The organism is Pseudogemmobacter hezensis (assembly GCF_013155295.1).
Classification (GTDB): Bacteria; Pseudomonadota; Alphaproteobacteria; order Rhodobacterales; family Rhodobacteraceae; genus Pseudogemmobacter; species Pseudogemmobacter hezensis.
The window spans coordinates 27,470-43,404 of sequence record NZ_JABJXT010000018.1 but is presented as its reverse complement, the minus strand read 5'-3'; the positions used below and the strand labels follow the sequence as shown (position 1 = coordinate 43,404).

Sequence of the window (15,935 nt, the reverse complement as noted above, 5' to 3'; positions counted from 1 at the left end):
CCGCGAAGTAAAGGGCACAGCCGCAGCCAGGCCCTTGAACCTGCCCCTGAACCTGCCCCCCGAACAGGCTGTCGCCAAAGGCTCCGGGGTGGGTTGCGACATCGCGGGGTCTTTTCCCTGCCATGATTTGGTGCTTTCCTCGGCGATCATGTCAGATCTCTTCCCCGAATACCCAGCCGATCCCGACGAAGGGCCAGCCGAAGACCGGCCAGGCACGGGCAGCCCGCCCCCGACCAAAGCCGATGCCGCGGCAGATCCGCAGGCGCATCCGGGGCCGATCCCTATGGTCGCATTCGCGCTGGCCGCCATGACCCCGGTGCCGCTTTTGCTGCTGGGGGCGATTTTTGGTGGCACCTGGATCTGGGCGGGCTTTCTTTACATGGCGGTATTGTCACTGATCCTGGATCAGCTGATCCCGCATGTGGCTGGCCATGGCGAGGACGGTCAGGAATTTCCCGGGGCGGATATTTTGCTGGCGGCCATCGGCGTCTCGGCCCTGGTGCTGCTGCCTGTCGCGGTCTGGGCGATTGCAGGGGCGTCAGGCCTGTCCACCGGCCAGCGGGTGCTGCTGTTTTTCGGTGCGGGCTTCTGGCTGGGCCAGGTCGGGCATCCGGCCGCGCATGAGCTGATCCACCGCAGCAACCGGGTGCTGTTCCGGCTGGGACGGGCCTTTTATGGCGCGATCCTCTTTGGCCAGCATGCCTCGGCGCATCGGCTGGTGCATCACCGCTTTGTTGCCACCGACCAGGATCCGAACTCGGCCCGCGAGGGCGAAAGCTTTTACCATTTCGCCCCCCGCGCCTGGATCGGCTCATTTCTGCAGGGCTGGCAGGCCGAGGATGAATTGCGCGAGCGTGCGCGGCAGAATGCTTTGCGCGAGGCTGGCGCGAATGGTCCGGGTAAGGCGAAGCGTCAGGGCCAGAGGAAACACCAGGGCCTGCACCCCTATCTGATCTATGCGATCGGCGCGGTGATTTCGCTTTCTATGGGCATGGCGGTGGCAGGCCCCTTTGGCGCGGCGACCTGGGTGCTGCTGGCGCTGCATGCGCAGATGCAGGTGCTGGTTTCTGATTATGTGCAGCATTACGGGCTGCGCCGCCGCCTGCGCCCAGATGGCCGACCAGAGCCGGTCAGCGCCCGCCACAGCTGGAACACCGCGCATTGGTTTTCATCGGCGATGATGCTGAATGCGCCGCGCCATTCCGACCACCATATGCACCCGTCGCGCCCCTACCCCGCGCTGCGCCTGCCTGATGAGGCCCCGCGCCTGCCCTGGCCGCTGCCGCTTGCCTGCAGCCTGGCCTTCCTGCCGCGAACCTGGCGCCGCGCCATCCGCCCCCACCTCAAACGCTGGCACGACGTCGAAAAGCGCAATCCCTGAGTAGCGAATGCCAGACTGGAAATCCCGGGGGCACTCTGCCAGGTTTGCGGCAAGACCCCTCTTGCCAGCGCCACCGCGCCCCGAACCGCTTACCGGAGTTACGATGCGATTTTCCCTCTGCGCCGCGCTGTCTGCGGCGATGCTGATCCAGGCGCTGCCCTTCACAGCCCTGGCGCAGACCGCGCAGGCAGAGCCTGATTTGCCGCCCCCCAGTGCCCCGCAGTCAGACGCGCCGCGATCCGGGACACTCCAGTCTGATGCACCCCAGTCTGATACATCGGCTATGTCGCTGGCCGAGTTTGACGCCTATGTCACCGGCAAAACCCTGACCTGGTCGCAATATGGCCAGGTCTACGGCATCGAGGAATATATGGAAGATCGCCGGGTGCGCTGGAAAACCGCCCCCGAGGAATGCCAGTATGGCCGCTGGTATCAGCGCGGCTCTTATATCTGCTTTGCCTATGAATACTCTCCGGGCGAACATTGCTGGGTCTTTACGATGAAAGACGGGGGGCTGACCGCCCTTGCCGAATTCGCCTTCCCCGGCCAGGATATCGTCGCAATCGATGAGACAGCCGAAGGGCTGGACTGCCCCGCCCCGGACGTCGGAGCCTGATATGCCTGAAGCCATGACTGACCGCCTTAGGGCTGCCGCAGTGACGCTGGGATTTGGGCTGATCGGCCTGGGGCTGATCCATGCGGGCCCGGCTTTCGCCGAAACGGGTAATATCCCCGAAACCGACAATACCCCCGAAACGGACAATACCTATGTGCAGCCAGAGGCTGGCGATTATCCGCCCGGCGGCATGCCCTCGGCCACCGATCTCAGCCGTGATCCGGCGGAATCGCCTCTGACCGCCGAAGAGCTGGACGCGCTGACCCGTGGCAAGACCTTTGACACCTATCACGGAACGACAGGCCTTTACGGGATTGAGACCTTCCTGTCAGGCCGTCGGGTGATCTGGCGCGACGCGAATAAATGCATGCATGGCACCTGGGAACAGGTCGGCGAGCAGATCTGCTTTCACTATGAAGATCAGCCCGACGCGCCCGATTGCTGGACCTATTACGACCGCAAAGACTGGATCCTGGGCTTTTACGAAGGGATGGAGCAGTTCACGCCGATCCTGCTTTACCCCGCCAAAGGCCTTGTCACCTGCGAGACCTATCTGGGCAGCTAAGCGCTGCCCGGATTACGCCGGGTTCGTTCTCTGCAGGGCCAGATTTAAGCGGTGAAATCTGCGCTGCAACCAGGGCGCTCAGACTGGCGGCCAGACAGGGCGATCAGACTGGGCGATCAGAACAGACTGCCCTGACTTCCGCCCTGCGGGGGCGGCCCATCAGAGGCCGGGCCAGTGCCTGCCTTGCGGGCCGGGGCCGCTTTGCCGCCGACCGTCAGGCGGCCATCGGCAAATTCGATCTCAAGACTATGGGCCTTTGCCGCAGCGGCGGTATCGGTCAGCACATGGCCATCGCCGCGCACCACTGCAAAGCCGCGTTGCAGCGTCTGCGCATAGCCAAGGCTTTCGCGCATCCGGTCCAGCCGCGACAGCGATTCATTCAGGCGCGAAAGCCTTTGCACGGGCAGCAGATCCAGCCGCGCTGACAGCTGTTGCAGACGTTCGTGATCGGCCGCGATACGCCGCGACGCATCCCCGGTCAGCCGCGCCAAAGCGGGCTCCAGCCGCGAGGACCAGCGCTCATATTGCGCCTCGGCGCGGTCAAGGCGGCGCTGCAGCCTTGCGGCCAGCGCCTCGCCCCGGGCGGTGATCTGGCCCTGGCGTTCACGCAACAGCCCCGCCAGCAGCGCGGGCTGCATCCGCCCCGCCGCACGCGCAAAATCGCCGCGCCTGCGCATCAGCCCCAGCCCAAGCGCCGCCTGCAAACGCGCAACCGCGTGATCCAGCCGCTGGCTTGCCAGCCCGGTCAGCGCCTCGGGGCGTGGCAATGCCCTGGACAGATCGGCAAAGCGCTGCCGCCTGCGGCTGGCGACCTGCGCCACCCCATGCAAAAGCCGCCCCGAAAGCGCATCCAGCGCCGCCAGCAGCTCAAGGCGCACCGGAACCGCCAGCTCGGCCGCCGCGGTCGGCGTCGGCGCACGCAGATCGGCCGCGAAGTCGATCAGCGTGGTATCGGTTTCATGCCCCACCGCCGAGATCAGCGGGATCCGGCTTTCCGCCGCCGCCCGCACCACGATCTCTTCGTTGAAGCCCCAGAGATCCTCCAGCGAGCCACCGCCCCGCGCCACGATCAGCAGATCCGGGCGCGGAATCGGGCCGCCCGGCTGAATGGCGTTGAAGCCCCGGATCGCCGCCGCAACCTCGGGGGCGCATTTCTCGCCCTGCACCGCCACCGGCCAGATCAGCACATGGCGCGGAAAGCGGTCGCGCAGACGGTGCAAAATGTCACGGATCACCGCGCCCGAGGGCGAGGTCACCACCCCGATCACCTTTGGCAGCCAGGGGATCGGCTTTTTGCGGGCGGGGTCAAACAGCCCCTCGGCCTGCAGCATGGCGCGGCGTTTCTCCAGCATCGCCATCAGCGCACCCGCCCCTGCAGGTGCCAGATCGTCGATGACCAGCTGATATTTCGACTGGCCCGGGAAGGTGGTCATCCGCCCGGTGGCCACGACCTCCATCCCCTCTTCGGGGCGCACGGACAGGCGACCCGCCTGGCCCTTCCAGGTGATCGCCGCGATGACCGAACGGTCATCCTTCAGATCATAGTAAAGATGCCCTGAGGCCGGGCGCGAGACGCGACCGATCTCGCCGCGCACCCGGACAAGGCCGAACTCGCCCTCGATCACCCGTTTGACCGCGCCCGAAAGTTCCGAGACGGTGAATTCGGGATTGTTGCCGGGGCCGGGGGCCGGGTTGCTGTCTTCAAACATATCCATAGCCCTCTTTTGCCCGCAGCCCCCGCGCCTTGCAAGCCGGCACAGCGGTGGAAGGCTCGCTCAGGCCAGCAGCTGCGCCACCAGATCGGGCAGCACCGGATAGCTGTGCAGCAGCGCATCGGGCTGCAGGCGGGCGATCCCCTCACCCTCAGGGCCGAAGGTCACCAGAACCGAGGCCACACCCACCGCCCGCGACGTCAGAAGATCGGTCTCGGTATCGCCGATCAGCAGCGAGCGTGCCGCATCCCCCCCCGCCTGACGCACCGCCAGCAGATAAGGCGCGGGGTCGGGCTTGCGCACGGGCAGCGTATCAGCGCCGACCATCGCGTCAAAGAGCCCTCGCACCCCCAGTTCGCGCAGCAGATCCTCGGCCAGAGCGGCGGGCTTATTGGTGCAAACGGCCACGCGGTAGCCGCGCGATTTCAGCGCAAGGATCGCATCGACCGCGCCGGGATAAAGACGGCTGTGCACCGCAATCGCGGCGCGGTAATGGCGCAACAGCTCGGGATACCAGCGTTCGAGGTCTGCGCCTTCGGGAACCTCACGCCCAAGGCGCGAGAACCCCAGCCGCAGCATCGCCCTGCCGCCATGGAATGCGGTCAGGCTGTCGCCCGCATCCAGCGGCGGTTCTTCGCCCATTTCTATGAAACAGGCATTGGCCGCCGCCAGCAGATCGGCGCTGGTATCGGCCAGCGTGCCATCCAGGTCAAAAACCACGCAATCGCCGGGGCGGGCCATGCCGGGAACCGTGGCATCTTGCTGTGCATTGGGCGCTGAATTGCCGGGCGCATCATTTTGCAACATGGCGAAATCCTCTGTGACCGCCGCCCCCCTTGGCGGCCCCGCAAGGCTTCGGTAGAACGGCGGCAACACAAAAGGAAGGGGCAGAATGCAGGTCTCGCTCATCATCCTGGCTGCAGGCCAGGGCTCGCGTATGAATTCAGACCTTCCGAAGGTCCTTCACAAAGTCGCAGCTGCGCCGCTTTTGCATCATGCGATGCGGGCGGGCGCGGCGCTTTCGCCCGCGAAAACCGTGGTCGTCGTCGGCCATGGCGGCGACCTGGTCGCGGCCTCGGCGCAAAGCTATGACCCCGAGGCGGAAATCGTGCGCCAGGAGACGCAAAGCGGCACCGCCCATGCCGTCGATCAGGCCCGCGCCCTGCTGGCCGATCAGCCAGGCGATGTGATCGTGCTTTATGGCGACACCCCCTTTATCCGCCCCGAAACGCTTGAGGCGATGCTTGAGGCGCGCAGGTCGCATGCGGTGGTGGTGCTGGGCTTTGAGGCCCGCGATCCGGGCCGCTATGGCCGGCTGATCACCGATGGCGACCGGCTGGAACGGATCGTCGAATATCGCGACGCATCAGATGAAGAACGCGCCGTAACGCTTTGCAATTCCGGTGTTATCTGCGCCTCTGCGAAAGAACTGTTTTCGCTGATCGCCGCCGTTGGCAATGAAAATGCCGCCGGAGAATACTACCTGACCGATGTCGTGGGCCTTGCCCGTGCCGCAGGCCTTTCCGCAACCGTGGTGCGCTGCGCCGAGGAAGAGACGCTGGGCGTCAATACCCGCGCCGAGCTGGCCGGGGCCGAGGCCGCCTTCCAGACCCGCGCCCGGGCAGAGCTGCTTTCGGATGGCGTCACCCTGACCGCGCCGGAAACGGTATTCCTGGCGCTGGATACGGTGATCGGGCGCGACGCGATCATCGGCCCGAATGTGCTGTTCGGGCCGGGCGTCACCATCGAATCCGGGGCCGAGATCAAGGGCTTTTGCCATCTGGAGGGCTGCCATGTCTCGCGTGGGGCCGATGTCGGGCCTTTCGCGCGGCTGCGCCCCGGGGCCGAGCTGGCCGAGGATGTCCATGTCGGCAATTTCGTCGAGATCAAGAATGCGATTCTCGATGAGGGCGTGAAGGTCGGCCATCTGACCTATATCGGCGATGCCGATGTGGGCGAGTTCACCAATATCGGCGCGGGCACCGTCACCTGCAATTATGACGGGGTGATGAAGCATCGCACCACGATCGGCAAACGCGCCTTTATCGGCTCGGATACCATGCTGGTGGCACCTGTGGCGGTGGGCGATGATGCGCTGACCGGCTCTGGCTCGGTGATCACCGAGGATGTCCCTGCGGGCGCGGTGGCGCTTGGCCGTGCGAAACAGGTGGTAAAGCCCGGGCTGGCGGTGAAGCTGTTCGAAAAGCTGCGCGCCATCAAAGCTGCGAAAAGCAAAGGATAATCTCATGTGCGGTATTGTAGGTGTGCTTGGCAATCATGAGGTGGCGCCGCTTTTGGTCGAGGGGCTGAAGCGGCTGGAGTATCGCGGTTACGATTCCGCCGGGATCGCCACCATCAACAATGGCGTGCTGGATCGCAGGCGGGCGGTGGGCAAGCTGGTCAACCTTTCCGACCTGCTGGTGCATGAGCCGCTGGCCGGGAAATCGGGCATCGGCCATACCCGCTGGGCCACCCATGGCGCGGCGACCGTGCTTAACGCCCATCCCCATCGCGCAGGCAGCGTGGCGGTGGTCCATAACGGCATTATCGAGAACTTCCGCGCCCTGCGCGAAGAGCTGGCCGCAGATGGCTATATCCAGGAATCCGAGACCGACACCGAGACCGTCGCGCTTTTGCTGAAACGCGCGATGGACGGCGGCTCTGCCCCGGTTGAGGCCACCCGCGCCACGCTGAAGCGTCTTGATGGGGCCTTCGCGCTTTGCATCCTCTTTGAGGGTGAGGATGATCTGATGATCTGCGCCCGCAAGGGCAGCCCGCTGGCGATTGGCCGTGGTGACGGTGAGATGTTCGTCGGCTCTGACGCGATTGCGCTGGCGCCGATGACCGACCGCATCACCTATCTCGAAGAGGGTGACTGGGCGGTGATCACCCGCAAGGGCGCAGAGATTTTTGACGCCGAAGACCGCCGCGCCAACCGCGCCGAGACGGTGATCCAGGTCGGTGCGACCCGGGTGGAAAAGGGCGGCTATAAGCATTTCATGGCCAAGGAAATCGCCGAACAGCCTGTCGTTCTGGCCGATGCGCTGCGCCATTACACCGGATCGGGCGCAAATCCGGCCCTGAACCTGCCCGAAGGTCTTGATTTCTCACAGATTGACCGGGTGGTCATGGTGGCCTGTGGCACCGCAAGCTATGCGACCCATGTGGCGAAATACTGGTTCGAGCAGATCGCGGGAATCCCGGCTGAAATCGATGTCGCATCCGAGTTCCGCTATCGTGAGCCGGTGCTTTCTGATCGCTCGATGGCGCTTTTCGTCAGCCAGTCGGGCGAGACGGCCGACACCCTGGCCGCGCTGCGCCATGTGAAAGAGCGGGTGGCGAAAGTCGTCTCGGTGGTCAATGTGCCGACCTCTTCGATTGCCCGCGAAAGCGATCTGGCGCTGCCCATTCTGGCCGGGGCCGAGATCGGCGTCGCCTCGACCAAGGCCTTCAGCTGTCAGCTTCTGGTGTTGGCGCTGATGGCGCTGAAGGCGGCAGCGGATCGCGGCCGGATCAGCGCCGCAGATCTGGCCGCCCATATCGCCGGGCTGCGCAATCTGCCGGGGCTGATGAATGCGGCGCTGTCCCATTCCGAGCAGATCGCCGATATCGCCAATGAGCTGGCGAAGGCCACCGACATCCTGTTCCTCGGGCGCGGACCGATGTTCCCGATGGCGCTGGAGGGCGCGCTGAAACTGAAAGAAATCAGCTACATCCACGCCGAAGGTTATGCATCGGGTGAGTTGAAACACGGCCCCATCGCGCTGATCGATGAAAAGGTGCCGGTGATCGTTCTGGCCCCCTCGGACCCGCTTTTCGACAAGACGGTGTCGAATATGCAAGAGGTGATGGCGCGTCATGGCAAGGTGCTGTTGGTCTCGGACGCCAGGGGCGTGCATGAGGCTGGCGAAGGCACCTGGGCGCAGCTGACCCTGCCCGAGGTCGATCCGGTCTGGGCCCCGATCCTTTATGCGGTGCCCGTGCAGCTGCTGGCCTATCACACCGCGATTGCCAAAGGCACCGATGTCGATCAGCCGCGCAATCTGGCGAAATCGGTGACGGTCGAGTGACCTGATAAAGCGGGGGGCGGATTTCCAGGCCCCCCGCTTTCAGCCCCCGCTCTCATCCGGCGAACCGTTCCAGCCGGGCGGCGAGGCCCCTGCTGACCAGCGCCTGGAAGGCAAGCGACAGCGCCACCACCAGCGCAAGGCTGGCAAAGACCAGATCAATGCGCATCCGGCCATTCGCATGCAGCATCACCGCCCCCAGCCCCTGCGAGCCTCCGACCCATTCGCCGATCACCGCGCCCACGGGCGCCAGCACCGCCGCCAGCCGCAGCCCGCTGGCCAGATCCGGCAGCGCCGAGGGCAGCCGGATCCTGAAAAGCGTCACGCCCCCGCCAGCCCCCATCACCTGGGCCAGATCCAGCCGCGCCGCAGGCACCCGCTGCAGCCCGTCATAAAGCGCGCCTGCGATTGGGAAAAAGCTGATCAGCGCCACCACCGCCAGCTTTGGCGCCATGCCATATCCCAGCCAGAGCGTCAGGATCGGGGCCAGCGCAAAGATCGGGATCGTTTGCGAGATCACCACCACGGGCCGGATCCAGCGGGCCACAAAAGCTGAGGCCGCCATCAGCAGCGCAAGGCCAATGCCGATCACCGCGCCAAGGGCAAAACCTAAGATCGTCTCGGCCCCGGTGCGCAGGGATGCCGCGCCAAGCTCGGCCCGATGGGACCAAAGCGCCCCTGCCACCGCGCGGGGGGCGGGCAGCAAAAAGGGCGGCAGGGCGGTCAGCCAGATCACACCCTGCCATATCCCGATCAGCGTGCAAAAGATCAGTGCCGCCCGGATCATGTCGCGCCCCTCAATCCCGCGCCCCTCATGTGGCCGCCATCAAAAGCGCGATCAGCTCTGCCTCGCAGCGGCGGGTATCCGGCCCGTCCAATGGGCGCGGGCGCAGCCGGCCATCATCAGCGGGCGGGCTGACCTGCTGCAGCCCGGCCCGGGTCAGCACATATATATGGTCGGAAAGCCGGGCTGCCTCGGCCGGGTCATGGCTGATCATCAGCACCATATGGTCGCGCAAAAGGCTGGCGGTCAGATCCTGCATGCGGTGGCGCAGCGCGATATCCAGCGCCGAGAATGGCTCATCCAGCAGGAAAAGCGGGCGATCCTCCATCAGGGCGCGGGCCAGTGCGGCCCGCTGGCGCTGCCCGCCCGAAAGCTGGGCAGGCCGCTTTTGCGCGTGATCTGCCAGGCCCGTCTGGTCCAGGATTGCCTGCAATCGCGCCTGATCAGGCCGTGTTCCGCGCAGCCTCGGCCCCAGGGTGATGTTTTGCGCAACCGTCGCCCAGGGCAAAAGCCCCGGATCCTGCGCCATCAGCGCCGCAGGCCGGGCACCTGTGATCTGGCCGCGAAACTCTGCCGCCACCGGAAGGCCTGCGATCAACCGCAAAAGCGTGGTTTTCCCCACCCCCGAGGGCCCCAGCAGCGTCAGCCATTTCCCCGGCTGCAGCGTCAGCCGCAGCGGCGGGAACAGCCGCGCGCCAGCGAGACAGGCCTCGCCCTCCAGGATCAGCGGGCCGTTCATCCCAACCCGATCCCCCAGAATGCAGCCTCAAGCCGGGTGGCCATGCGAAAGTGTCGCTCAAGCCCCTGCCAGCGCGGCAGGCTGCGGGGGCTGTCGCCCAGTCGCGCCCTGACCGCCCGGTCGAAAAGCGCCCCCGCCTCATGGCAGATCGCCTGATACCCGGCCCCGCCATAGGTCGTGATCCAGTCACCGTAACGCGAGCCCGAAGCCCCGGGCAAAAGCCGCGCCCCGATCTCACCATAGCCAAGCACGCAGGGCAAAAGCGCGGCCAGAAGATCAAGGAAATCGCCGCTGAGGCCCGCATCCAGCACATAGCGCGTATAGGCCAGGTTCTCGGGCGCCTCTTCGGTGGCCTCAAGACTGGCGGCATCAATGCCATGACCCGCACAGATCCGCCGATGCAGCGCCATTTCGTGATGCAAAAGCCCATGAACGGTGGCGCTGGCGGCCTGCATCTCAGCAAGGTTGCCCGCCTTGACCACCGCCAGCGACCAGGCGCGGGAAAAATGGATCAGGAAGATATAATCCTGGCGCAGATAGGTCAGGAACCCGCTTTGCGGCAGGCTGCCATCTGCGAGGCCCTGCACAAACTCATGCTGCGTATAGGCCTGCCATTCACCGGGGCAAGAGGATCTGAGGGCTTGGAATCCCTGGCCATAATCGGGGGGGCCTGCGTTCATGGTGCGGCACCCGGATCGCGGGCCAGATCGGCCACCGGAAGGGGGGTGCCGATCAGCCCGGCCTCATGCAAGAAAGCCTCAAACCGGGCATAGCGGCCATGATCCAGCGCAGCCGGGGAATGGGCAAAGCGCGGCAGCGTATCAAGGAAAGCCTGGGCGTTCAGCGGGTCTGACAGATCCGGCGCGGTGGCCGCGAAACGCGCATAGGCCTCTTCGGGATGGTTGATCATATAGCTGGTCGCCCGTTCGGTCGCGGCCAGAAAGCGGTTGATCGGGCCAGGGTCGAAATCAGGCCGCGCGACATAGATCAGCTCGTCATAGGCGGGAAGCCCGGCCTCTTCGGGGTAGAAACAGCGCCCATTTCCGCCCGCCAGCCGCATCTGCGTCAGCTCAAAATTGCGAAAGGCCCCGATCACCGCATCGACCTGCCCCGTCATCAGCGCGGGCGTCAGCGACCAGTTGACGTTCACCATTTCAACATCAGCCGCCGCCAACCCCACCGAGCCCAGCATCGCCACCATCACCGCCGATTCGACACCCGAGACCGAATAGCCGATCTTCTTGCCCTTCAGATCCCCAAGGCTTTGCACCGGGCCGCCCGCATCCACCATCAGGCAATTCAGCGGCGTCGCAACCAGCGTGCCGACCCGGATCAGCGGCAGCCCCTCATGCACCTGCAGATGCAGCTGCGGCTGATATGAAACCGCCAGATCCGCCTGGCCCGCCGCCACCAGCTTTGGCGGCTCGCTGGGATCGGCGGGGGGAATGATCTCAACCTGCAGGCCCGCGTCGCGGAAATAGCCCAGTTCCTGCGCCAGGATGATCGGCGCGTGATCGGGGTTTACATACCAGTCCAGGATCAGGGTCAGCGGCTGCAGGTCAGGCTCAGTCGCTGGAGTTTCGGCCAGGGCAAGGCCGGGCACGAGGGCGGGCGCGAGGGCGGGCGCGGCCAGGGCTGCGCAAAACGCAAATGCGATGCGGGTCATGATTGGTCTCCGGTTTGCGGATCGGCGATCAGCGCGATCTGGTTTGGAATAAGCGGTCGCAGCAGATCCGCCGCACGCCAGGCCCTGAGGCCCGAGCGGCAGGCCAGCACCAGCCGCTGCCCAGGATCAGGCGCGATCTTTCGCAAAAGCGTCGCCGTCAGCTGGTTTGGCGGGATGCGATGCGCCTGCGGCGTCACCGGGCGCGGGGCCTCCGTTTCGGGGCGCAGCTCGATCACGCAATCAGCGGGGCCGGTCGTCGCGGCGGCGATAAAGGGGTGATGGGTCGCGGGCTCGGGTGCCCCTGTGAAACGAAACGCCGAAAAGCGCCAGTTTTGCATGTCAAAGCGGGTCAGCTGCCCCAGAGGCGAGGCCCCGATCCCCGCCAGCTGCGCCAGCGCCATCTGCGCCATCATCGTACCGAACATGCCCACGACCGGGCCCAGCACGCCCGCGCTTTCACAGCTAGCGAGGCTTTCGGGCAGCTGCGGAAACACCGCCCTGAGCGAGGGCGCACCGCCGCAAAACCCGCCGACATAGCCCGACAGCCCCAGGACCGAGGCCGAGATCAGCGGCTTTCCCAGCACAAGGCATTGATCTGACAATATATAGCTGGCCGCGAAACTGTCCGCGCAGTCAAGAACCAAATCCGCCGCCGCCACAAAATCCGGCGCATTCAGCGGATCAAGACAGGCCTTATGCGCAGTGACGCGCATGCTGGGGTTCAGGCCATGCAACACCCCGGCCGCAGCCTCAGCCTTGGGCTGGCCGATGGATTCGCCGTAAATCACCTGCCGGTGCAGATTGCTTTCCGACACCAGATCAGGGTCGATCAGGGTGATCTCGCCAATCCCGGCCCCGGCCAGATATTGCAGCACGGGAACGCCCAGGCCGCCCGCCCCCACAACCAGAACCCGGGCGCGGCTGAAAGCCGCCTGCCCCGCCAGGCCAATCTCTGGCAGCTGGATCTGACGCTGATAGCGGTTCATGCCAGATGCCCCAGCCATTCGCGGACCCGCGCCTCGGGGTCGGGGTTCAGCGTGATATCTGTCACCACCGAGACCAGATCGGCCCCCGCCGCCAGCGCCAGATCCGCGCGTTGAGGCGTCAGCCCGCCAATCGCCACCAGCGGCACCGCGCCGATCTGCGCCTTCCACCGTGTCAGCTTTTCCACGCCCTGGGCGTGCCATTTCATCTGCTTCAGGATCGTCGGCCAGACCGGACCAAGCGCGATGTAATCCGGCGAAAGCGTCAGCGCCCGCGCCAGCTCGGCCCGGTCATGGGTCGAGACGCCAAGACGCAGCCCCGCCGCGCGGATCGCCGCCGGATCGGCCTGGTCCAGATCCTCCTGTCCCAGATGAACCCAGTCGCAGCCCTCTTCAATCGCCAGCTGCCAGTGATCGTTGATGATCAGCGTGGCCCCATGCGCCCGGGCCAGGTCCTGGCCTGCGCGGATCATCGCCCGCAGCTCAGACACGGGGCGATCTTTCAGCCGCAGCTGCACAAAACGCACGCCCAAAGGCAGCATCCGCTGCAGCCAGTCGGGGTGGTCAAAAATCGGGTAAAAGCGCGGCAGCGGCCCCTGCCCTGTCTGATCGGTGACCGCGCTCATGCCAGCAGCCCCTGGCCCAGCACCGGGGTCGAGGGGGCGGCCATATCGCGCGGCTCCATCGGGATTGCGCGGGCCGCCAGCTGCCCCGCCTGCACCGCCAGCGCCATCGCGCCCGCCATCGCAACCGGATCACCCGCCTTCGCCACCGCCGTGTTCAGAAGCACCGCGTCATAGCCCAGCTCCATCGCGGCCGCCGCATGTGAGGGCAGCCCGATCCCCGCATCGACGACCAGCACCTGATCGGGGAAATGCGCCCGCAGCATGCGCAGCCCATAGGGGTTCATCAGCCCCCGGCCAGAGCCTATCGGCGCCCCCCAGGGCATCAGAACCTCGCATCCCGCCTGCACCAGACGTTCGCAAACGCCCAGATCCTCGGTCGTATAGGGGAACACCCTGAAGCCCTCGGCGCAAAGGATCTGCGCCGCCTCGACCAGGGCGAAAACATCGGGCTGCAGGGTGTCGCTGTTGCCGATCACCTCAAGCTTGATCCAGTCGGTCTGGAACAGCTCTCGCGCCATATGCGCGGTGGTCACAGCCTCTTTGACACTGTGGCACCCGGCGGTATTGGGCAGGATATGCACCGAAAGCGCCGCGATAAGGGCGCGGAAATCCTGGCCGCTGCGCTGCTCGCGCCTGAGCGAGACCGTGGCGATCCCGGCTTTTGAGGTGCGAAAAGCCTCAGCCATGATCTTTGGCGAGGGGTATTGCGCCGTGCCCAGCATCAGTGGGCTCTCTATATGGGTTCCGTAGAAAACCGGCATCTCAGCCCCCCTGCATCGCGGCAAGAACCTCGACCCGGTCGCCCTCAGAGAGGGCAGTATCGGCGCGGCTGTCTTTCGGGACAAAACCCTCATTCAGCGCGGTCGCCACCGCCGGGCCAAAGCCCTGCTCGGCCAAAAGCTCGGCCAGGGTCTGCGCCTGCGTCTGACGCGCCTCGCCGTTTACGAATATTTTCATGGGCTTACCTCATGCAAGAATTCAGGCTGCGCGCCGGTCTCGATATGCTCGGCCGCCATCCGCGCCGTGGCGGGCGACAGCAAAAAACCGTGGCGGTAAAGGCCATTGGCGAAAAGCACATCGCCCCGGCGGATCAGGCGCGGCAGATTGTCGGGGAAAGCGGGGCGGGCATCGGCCCCGGTGGCGATCAGCGCGGCCTCGCCAAAACCGGGATGGATCGCCCAGGCGGCCGCCATCAGCTCCATCATCGAGCGCAGGGTGATGGCGCCGCGCAGATCGCTTTCGATCATCGTCGCGCCCAGCATGAAAACGCCATCGCCGCGCGGCACGATGTAAAGCGGGATGCGCGGATGCAAAAGGCGCACCGGGCGCGACAGGGTCACGCCCTCGCAGCGGATCAGCAGCATCTCGCCGCGCACGCCGCGCAGATCGGTCAGCTGATCACGGGCGGCGAGCCCCCGGCAGTCGATGGTCAGCGTGGGGGTCAGCGCGGTGGTCAGCGCGGGCTTTGCGGGCGGCGCGGCGGTGATGGTGATGCCCCGCGCCGCAAGCCCTGCGACCAGTGCTTTCAGCGCGGCCCTTGGTGCCAGATGCGCCTCATCCGCGAAGAAAAGCCCCTGGCGAAAGCGGCCTGCAAGATCGGGTTCCAGCGCGGAAATCCCCGCCTCATCAAGCGTTTGATGCCCCTTTGTCAGCCGCGCAAAGCGCGAAAGATCGGCGCGGTCGCGCGGATCGGCCAGCACCAGCGTGCCCTGGTAAGAGACGCAGCCGCTGTGCTTTTGCCACCAGGCAGCGGCCTCGGCCCCCAGCCGGGCCACGGGTTCTTCGGCGGATTCGGCCTCACATTCAGGGGCAAGCATGCCGCCCGCCCACCAGGAACAGGCCCCCGGCCCCGGGCCGCCCGCCGGGTCGCTGATGCTGATCTGATGGCCCCGCGCCGCCAGCTCGGTCGCCATCACCAGCCCCATGACGCCCGCGCCGAGGATATGGATCTGCCCCATCTCAGCCCCCGAATGCGTGGAAATGATGCACCGGGCCGTGACCCGAGCCGACCTGCAGCCGGTCTGCCGCCGCAATCGCGCCCTGCAGCCAGTGATGCGCCCGGGCCACCGCCTCAGGCATCGCCAGCCCCTGCGCAAGCCCCGCCGCAACCCCCGCCGCATAGCTGCATCCGGTGCCATGGGTATTGCGGGTATGCTGTCGTTTGGCTGTGAAAACATGGGTTTGCGGCCCGATCAGCAGGTCGGTGCAATCGACGCCCTCGCCATGCCCGCCCTTCATCAGCACCCAGGCTGGCCCCAGCCCCCGCAGGCGCTGGCCCTGTTCAGCCTGGGCCACGGGGCCGTCAGCCTGGGCAAGCCCCAGCAGATCAGCGGCCTCTGGCAGGTTCGGCGTCAAAAGATCCGCCAGCGGCAGAAGATGCTCGCGCAGCGCCGCCACGGCCTCAGCCGCCAGCAGCCTGTCGCCCGATTTCGCCACCATCACCGGATCGACCACCAGCGCGATACCCCGCGCCCGCAGGTCCTGGCCCTGCAGGTGGCGGGCCACGGTTTCGACCAGCTCTGGCGTGCCGAGCATGCCGATTTTCACCGCCCCGACCCGCAGATCATCGAATACCGCCGCCAGCTGCGCCTCGACCAGCGCGGGCGGCAGCATCATCACCGCCGTCACCGCCCGGGTGTTTTGCGCGGTGATCGCGCTCAGCACACTGGCGCCGTAGACGCCGAAAGCGGCGAAGCTTTTCAGATCGGCCTGGATCCCGGCCCCGCCGCCGGAATCGGACCCTGCAATGGTCAAAGCAATCGCTGTCATAGCGCCCCCAAATGACCGGCAAAGGAT

General features: G+C 65.9%; 17 protein-coding genes. 5 read left to right on the top strand and 12 right to left on the bottom strand.

Annotation, left to right across the window (positions count from 1 at the left end; translation table 11 throughout):
* Nucleotides 1-34 precede the first annotated feature (34 nt).
* From HOY34_RS17055 to HOY34_RS17045, 3 genes are all read left to right on the top strand, one after another.
* Complete coding sequence (locus HOY34_RS17055; RefSeq protein WP_253944520.1) at nt 35-1,381, top strand: alkane 1-monooxygenase; 1,347 nt, start codon at nt 35-37, stop codon at nt 1,379-1,381.
* A 103-nt stretch (nt 1,382-1,484) separates the two neighbouring features.
* Nucleotides 1,485-1,997 (top strand): hypothetical protein, encoded by a 513-nt coding sequence (locus tag HOY34_RS17050; protein ID WP_172365044.1) that lies wholly within the window; start codon nt 1,485-1,487, stop codon nt 1,995-1,997.
* Nucleotide 1,998: 1 nt separating this feature from the next.
* Complete coding sequence (locus HOY34_RS17045; RefSeq protein ID WP_172365042.1) at nt 1,999-2,562, top strand: hypothetical protein; 564 nt, start codon at nt 1,999-2,001, stop codon at nt 2,560-2,562.
* 116 nt (nt 2,563-2,678) lie between these two features.
* Here the strand turns inward: HOY34_RS17045 and xseA are convergent, their stop codons facing one another.
* Both xseA and HOY34_RS17035 read right to left on the bottom strand, forming a co-directional pair.
* The gene (gene xseA / locus HOY34_RS17040; protein WP_172365040.1) at nt 2,679-4,277 is read right to left on the bottom strand and encodes an exodeoxyribonuclease VII large subunit; all 1,599 of its coding nucleotides are present in this window, start codon (nt 4,275-4,277) and stop codon (nt 2,679-2,681) included.
* A gap of 60 nt (nt 4,278-4,337) precedes the next feature.
* A complete protein-coding gene (locus tag HOY34_RS17035) occupies nt 4,338-5,015 on the bottom strand; it encodes an HAD-IA family hydrolase (RefSeq protein WP_172365130.1) in 678 nt (225 codons plus the stop codon).
* Between the two features lie 151 nt (nt 5,016-5,166).
* On the opposite strand from HOY34_RS17035, the gene glmU reads away from it, so the two are divergent.
* Nucleotides 5,167-6,516, top strand: a complete 1,350-nt coding sequence (glmU, locus tag HOY34_RS17030) for a bifunctional UDP-N-acetylglucosamine diphosphorylase/glucosamine-1-phosphate N-acetyltransferase GlmU (protein WP_172365038.1) — start codon at nt 5,167-5,169, stop codon at nt 6,514-6,516.
* Nucleotides 6,517-6,520: 4 nt separating this feature from the next.
* Entirely contained in the window at nt 6,521-8,344 is a 1,824-nt protein-coding gene (gene glmS / locus HOY34_RS17025) for a glutamine--fructose-6-phosphate transaminase (isomerizing) (protein ID WP_172365036.1), read from the top strand.
* A 52-nt stretch (nt 8,345-8,396) separates the two neighbouring features.
* Here the strand turns inward: glmS and HOY34_RS17020 are convergent, their stop codons facing one another.
* The 10 genes from HOY34_RS17020 to thiD are packed head-to-tail and all read right to left on the bottom strand — an operon-like array spanning nt 8,397 to nt 15,908.
* Nucleotides 8,397-9,128 carry an ABC transporter permease gene (locus HOY34_RS17020; RefSeq protein ID WP_172365034.1) on the bottom strand — a complete coding sequence of 244 codons (732 nt, stop codon included), beginning with the start codon at nt 9,126-9,128 and terminating at the stop codon, nt 8,397-8,399.
* A gap of 25 nt (nt 9,129-9,153) precedes the next feature.
* Nucleotides 9,154-9,864 (bottom strand): ABC transporter ATP-binding protein, encoded by a 711-nt coding sequence (locus HOY34_RS17015; RefSeq protein ID WP_172365032.1) that lies wholly within the window; start codon nt 9,862-9,864, stop codon nt 9,154-9,156.
* The gene (locus HOY34_RS17010) at nt 9,861-10,544 is read right to left on the bottom strand and encodes a TenA family protein (protein WP_172365030.1); all 684 of its coding nucleotides are present in this window, start codon (nt 10,542-10,544) and stop codon (nt 9,861-9,863) included. Before HOY34_RS17010 ends, HOY34_RS17015 begins: the two co-directional genes overlap by 4 nt.
* Complete coding sequence (locus HOY34_RS17005; protein ID WP_172365029.1) at nt 10,541-11,530, bottom strand: ABC transporter substrate-binding protein; 990 nt, start codon at nt 11,528-11,530, stop codon at nt 10,541-10,543. Before HOY34_RS17005 ends, HOY34_RS17010 begins: the two co-directional genes overlap by 4 nt.
* Nucleotides 11,527-12,534, bottom strand: coding sequence for a HesA/MoeB/ThiF family protein (locus tag HOY34_RS17000; protein WP_253944519.1), 1,008 nt, complete (start codon nt 12,532-12,534; stop codon nt 11,527-11,529). The genes HOY34_RS17005 and HOY34_RS17000 overlap by 4 nt, the downstream gene beginning before the upstream one ends.
* A complete protein-coding gene (locus tag HOY34_RS16995; RefSeq protein ID WP_172365027.1) occupies nt 12,513-13,139 on the bottom strand; it encodes a thiamine phosphate synthase in 627 nt (208 codons plus the stop codon). Before HOY34_RS16995 ends, HOY34_RS17000 begins: the two co-directional genes overlap by 22 nt.
* On the bottom strand, nt 13,136-13,900 hold the full coding sequence (locus HOY34_RS16990) for a thiazole synthase (protein ID WP_172365025.1): 765 nt from the start codon (nt 13,898-13,900) through the stop codon (nt 13,136-13,138). The genes HOY34_RS16995 and HOY34_RS16990 overlap by 4 nt, the downstream gene beginning before the upstream one ends.
* 1 nt (nt 13,901) lies before the next feature.
* Nucleotides 13,902-14,096 (bottom strand): sulfur carrier protein ThiS, encoded by a 195-nt coding sequence (gene thiS, locus HOY34_RS16985; RefSeq protein WP_172365023.1) that lies wholly within the window; start codon nt 14,094-14,096, stop codon nt 13,902-13,904.
* Complete coding sequence (locus HOY34_RS16980; protein ID WP_172365021.1) at nt 14,093-15,097, bottom strand: FAD-dependent oxidoreductase; 1,005 nt, start codon at nt 15,095-15,097, stop codon at nt 14,093-14,095. Before HOY34_RS16980 ends, thiS begins: the two co-directional genes overlap by 4 nt.
* Before the next feature lies 1 nt (nt 15,098).
* Nucleotides 15,099-15,908, bottom strand: a complete 810-nt coding sequence (gene thiD / locus HOY34_RS16975; protein ID WP_172365020.1) for a bifunctional hydroxymethylpyrimidine kinase/phosphomethylpyrimidine kinase — start codon at nt 15,906-15,908, stop codon at nt 15,099-15,101.
* Nucleotides 15,909-15,935 lie beyond the last annotated feature (27 nt).

What these genes read in the sequence shown, in the direction of transcription:
- HOY34_RS17035 (WP_172365130.1), bottom strand. Translation starts at nt 5,015, where the DNA reads ATGGCCCGCCCCGGCGATTGCGTGGTTTTTGACCTGGATGGCACGCTG.
- HOY34_RS17015 (WP_172365032.1), bottom strand. Translation starts at nt 9,864, where the DNA reads ATGAACGGCCCGCTGATCCTGGAGGGCGAGGCCTGTCTCGCTGGCGCG.
- xseA (WP_172365040.1), bottom strand. Translation starts at nt 4,277, where the DNA reads ATGGATATGTTTGAAGACAGCAACCCGGCCCCCGGCCCCGGCAACAAT.
- HOY34_RS16995 (WP_172365027.1), bottom strand. Translation starts at nt 13,139, where the DNA reads ATGAGCGCGGTCACCGATCAGACAGGGCAGGGGCCGCTGCCGCGCTTT.
- HOY34_RS16990 (WP_172365025.1), bottom strand. Translation starts at nt 13,900, where the DNA reads ATGCCGGTTTTCTACGGAACCCATATAGAGAGCCCACTGATGCTGGGC.
- HOY34_RS17020 (WP_172365034.1), bottom strand. Translation starts at nt 9,128, where the DNA reads ATGATCCGGGCGGCACTGATCTTTTGCACGCTGATCGGGATATGGCAG.
- glmS (WP_172365036.1), top strand. Translation starts at nt 6,521, where the DNA reads ATGTGCGGTATTGTAGGTGTGCTTGGCAATCATGAGGTGGCGCCGCTT.
- HOY34_RS17005 (WP_172365029.1), bottom strand. Translation starts at nt 11,530, where the DNA reads ATGACCCGCATCGCATTTGCGTTTTGCGCAGCCCTGGCCGCGCCCGCC.
- thiS (WP_172365023.1), bottom strand. Translation starts at nt 14,096, where the DNA reads ATGAAAATATTCGTAAACGGCGAGGCGCGTCAGACGCAGGCGCAGACC.
- HOY34_RS17010 (WP_172365030.1), bottom strand. Translation starts at nt 10,544, where the DNA reads ATGAACGCAGGCCCCCCCGATTATGGCCAGGGATTCCAAGCCCTCAGA.
- HOY34_RS17045 (WP_172365042.1), top strand. Translation starts at nt 1,999, where the DNA reads ATGCCTGAAGCCATGACTGACCGCCTTAGGGCTGCCGCAGTGACGCTG.
- thiD (WP_172365020.1), bottom strand. Translation starts at nt 15,908, where the DNA reads ATGACAGCGATTGCTTTGACCATTGCAGGGTCCGATTCCGGCGGCGGG.
- glmU (WP_172365038.1), top strand. Translation starts at nt 5,167, where the DNA reads ATGCAGGTCTCGCTCATCATCCTGGCTGCAGGCCAGGGCTCGCGTATG.
- HOY34_RS16980 (WP_172365021.1), bottom strand. Translation starts at nt 15,097, where the DNA reads ATGGGGCAGATCCATATCCTCGGCGCGGGCGTCATGGGGCTGGTGATG.
- HOY34_RS17000 (WP_253944519.1), bottom strand. Translation starts at nt 12,534, where the DNA reads ATGGCTGGGGCATCTGGCATGAACCGCTATCAGCGTCAGATCCAGCTG.
- HOY34_RS17050 (WP_172365044.1), top strand. Translation starts at nt 1,485, where the DNA reads ATGCGATTTTCCCTCTGCGCCGCGCTGTCTGCGGCGATGCTGATCCAG.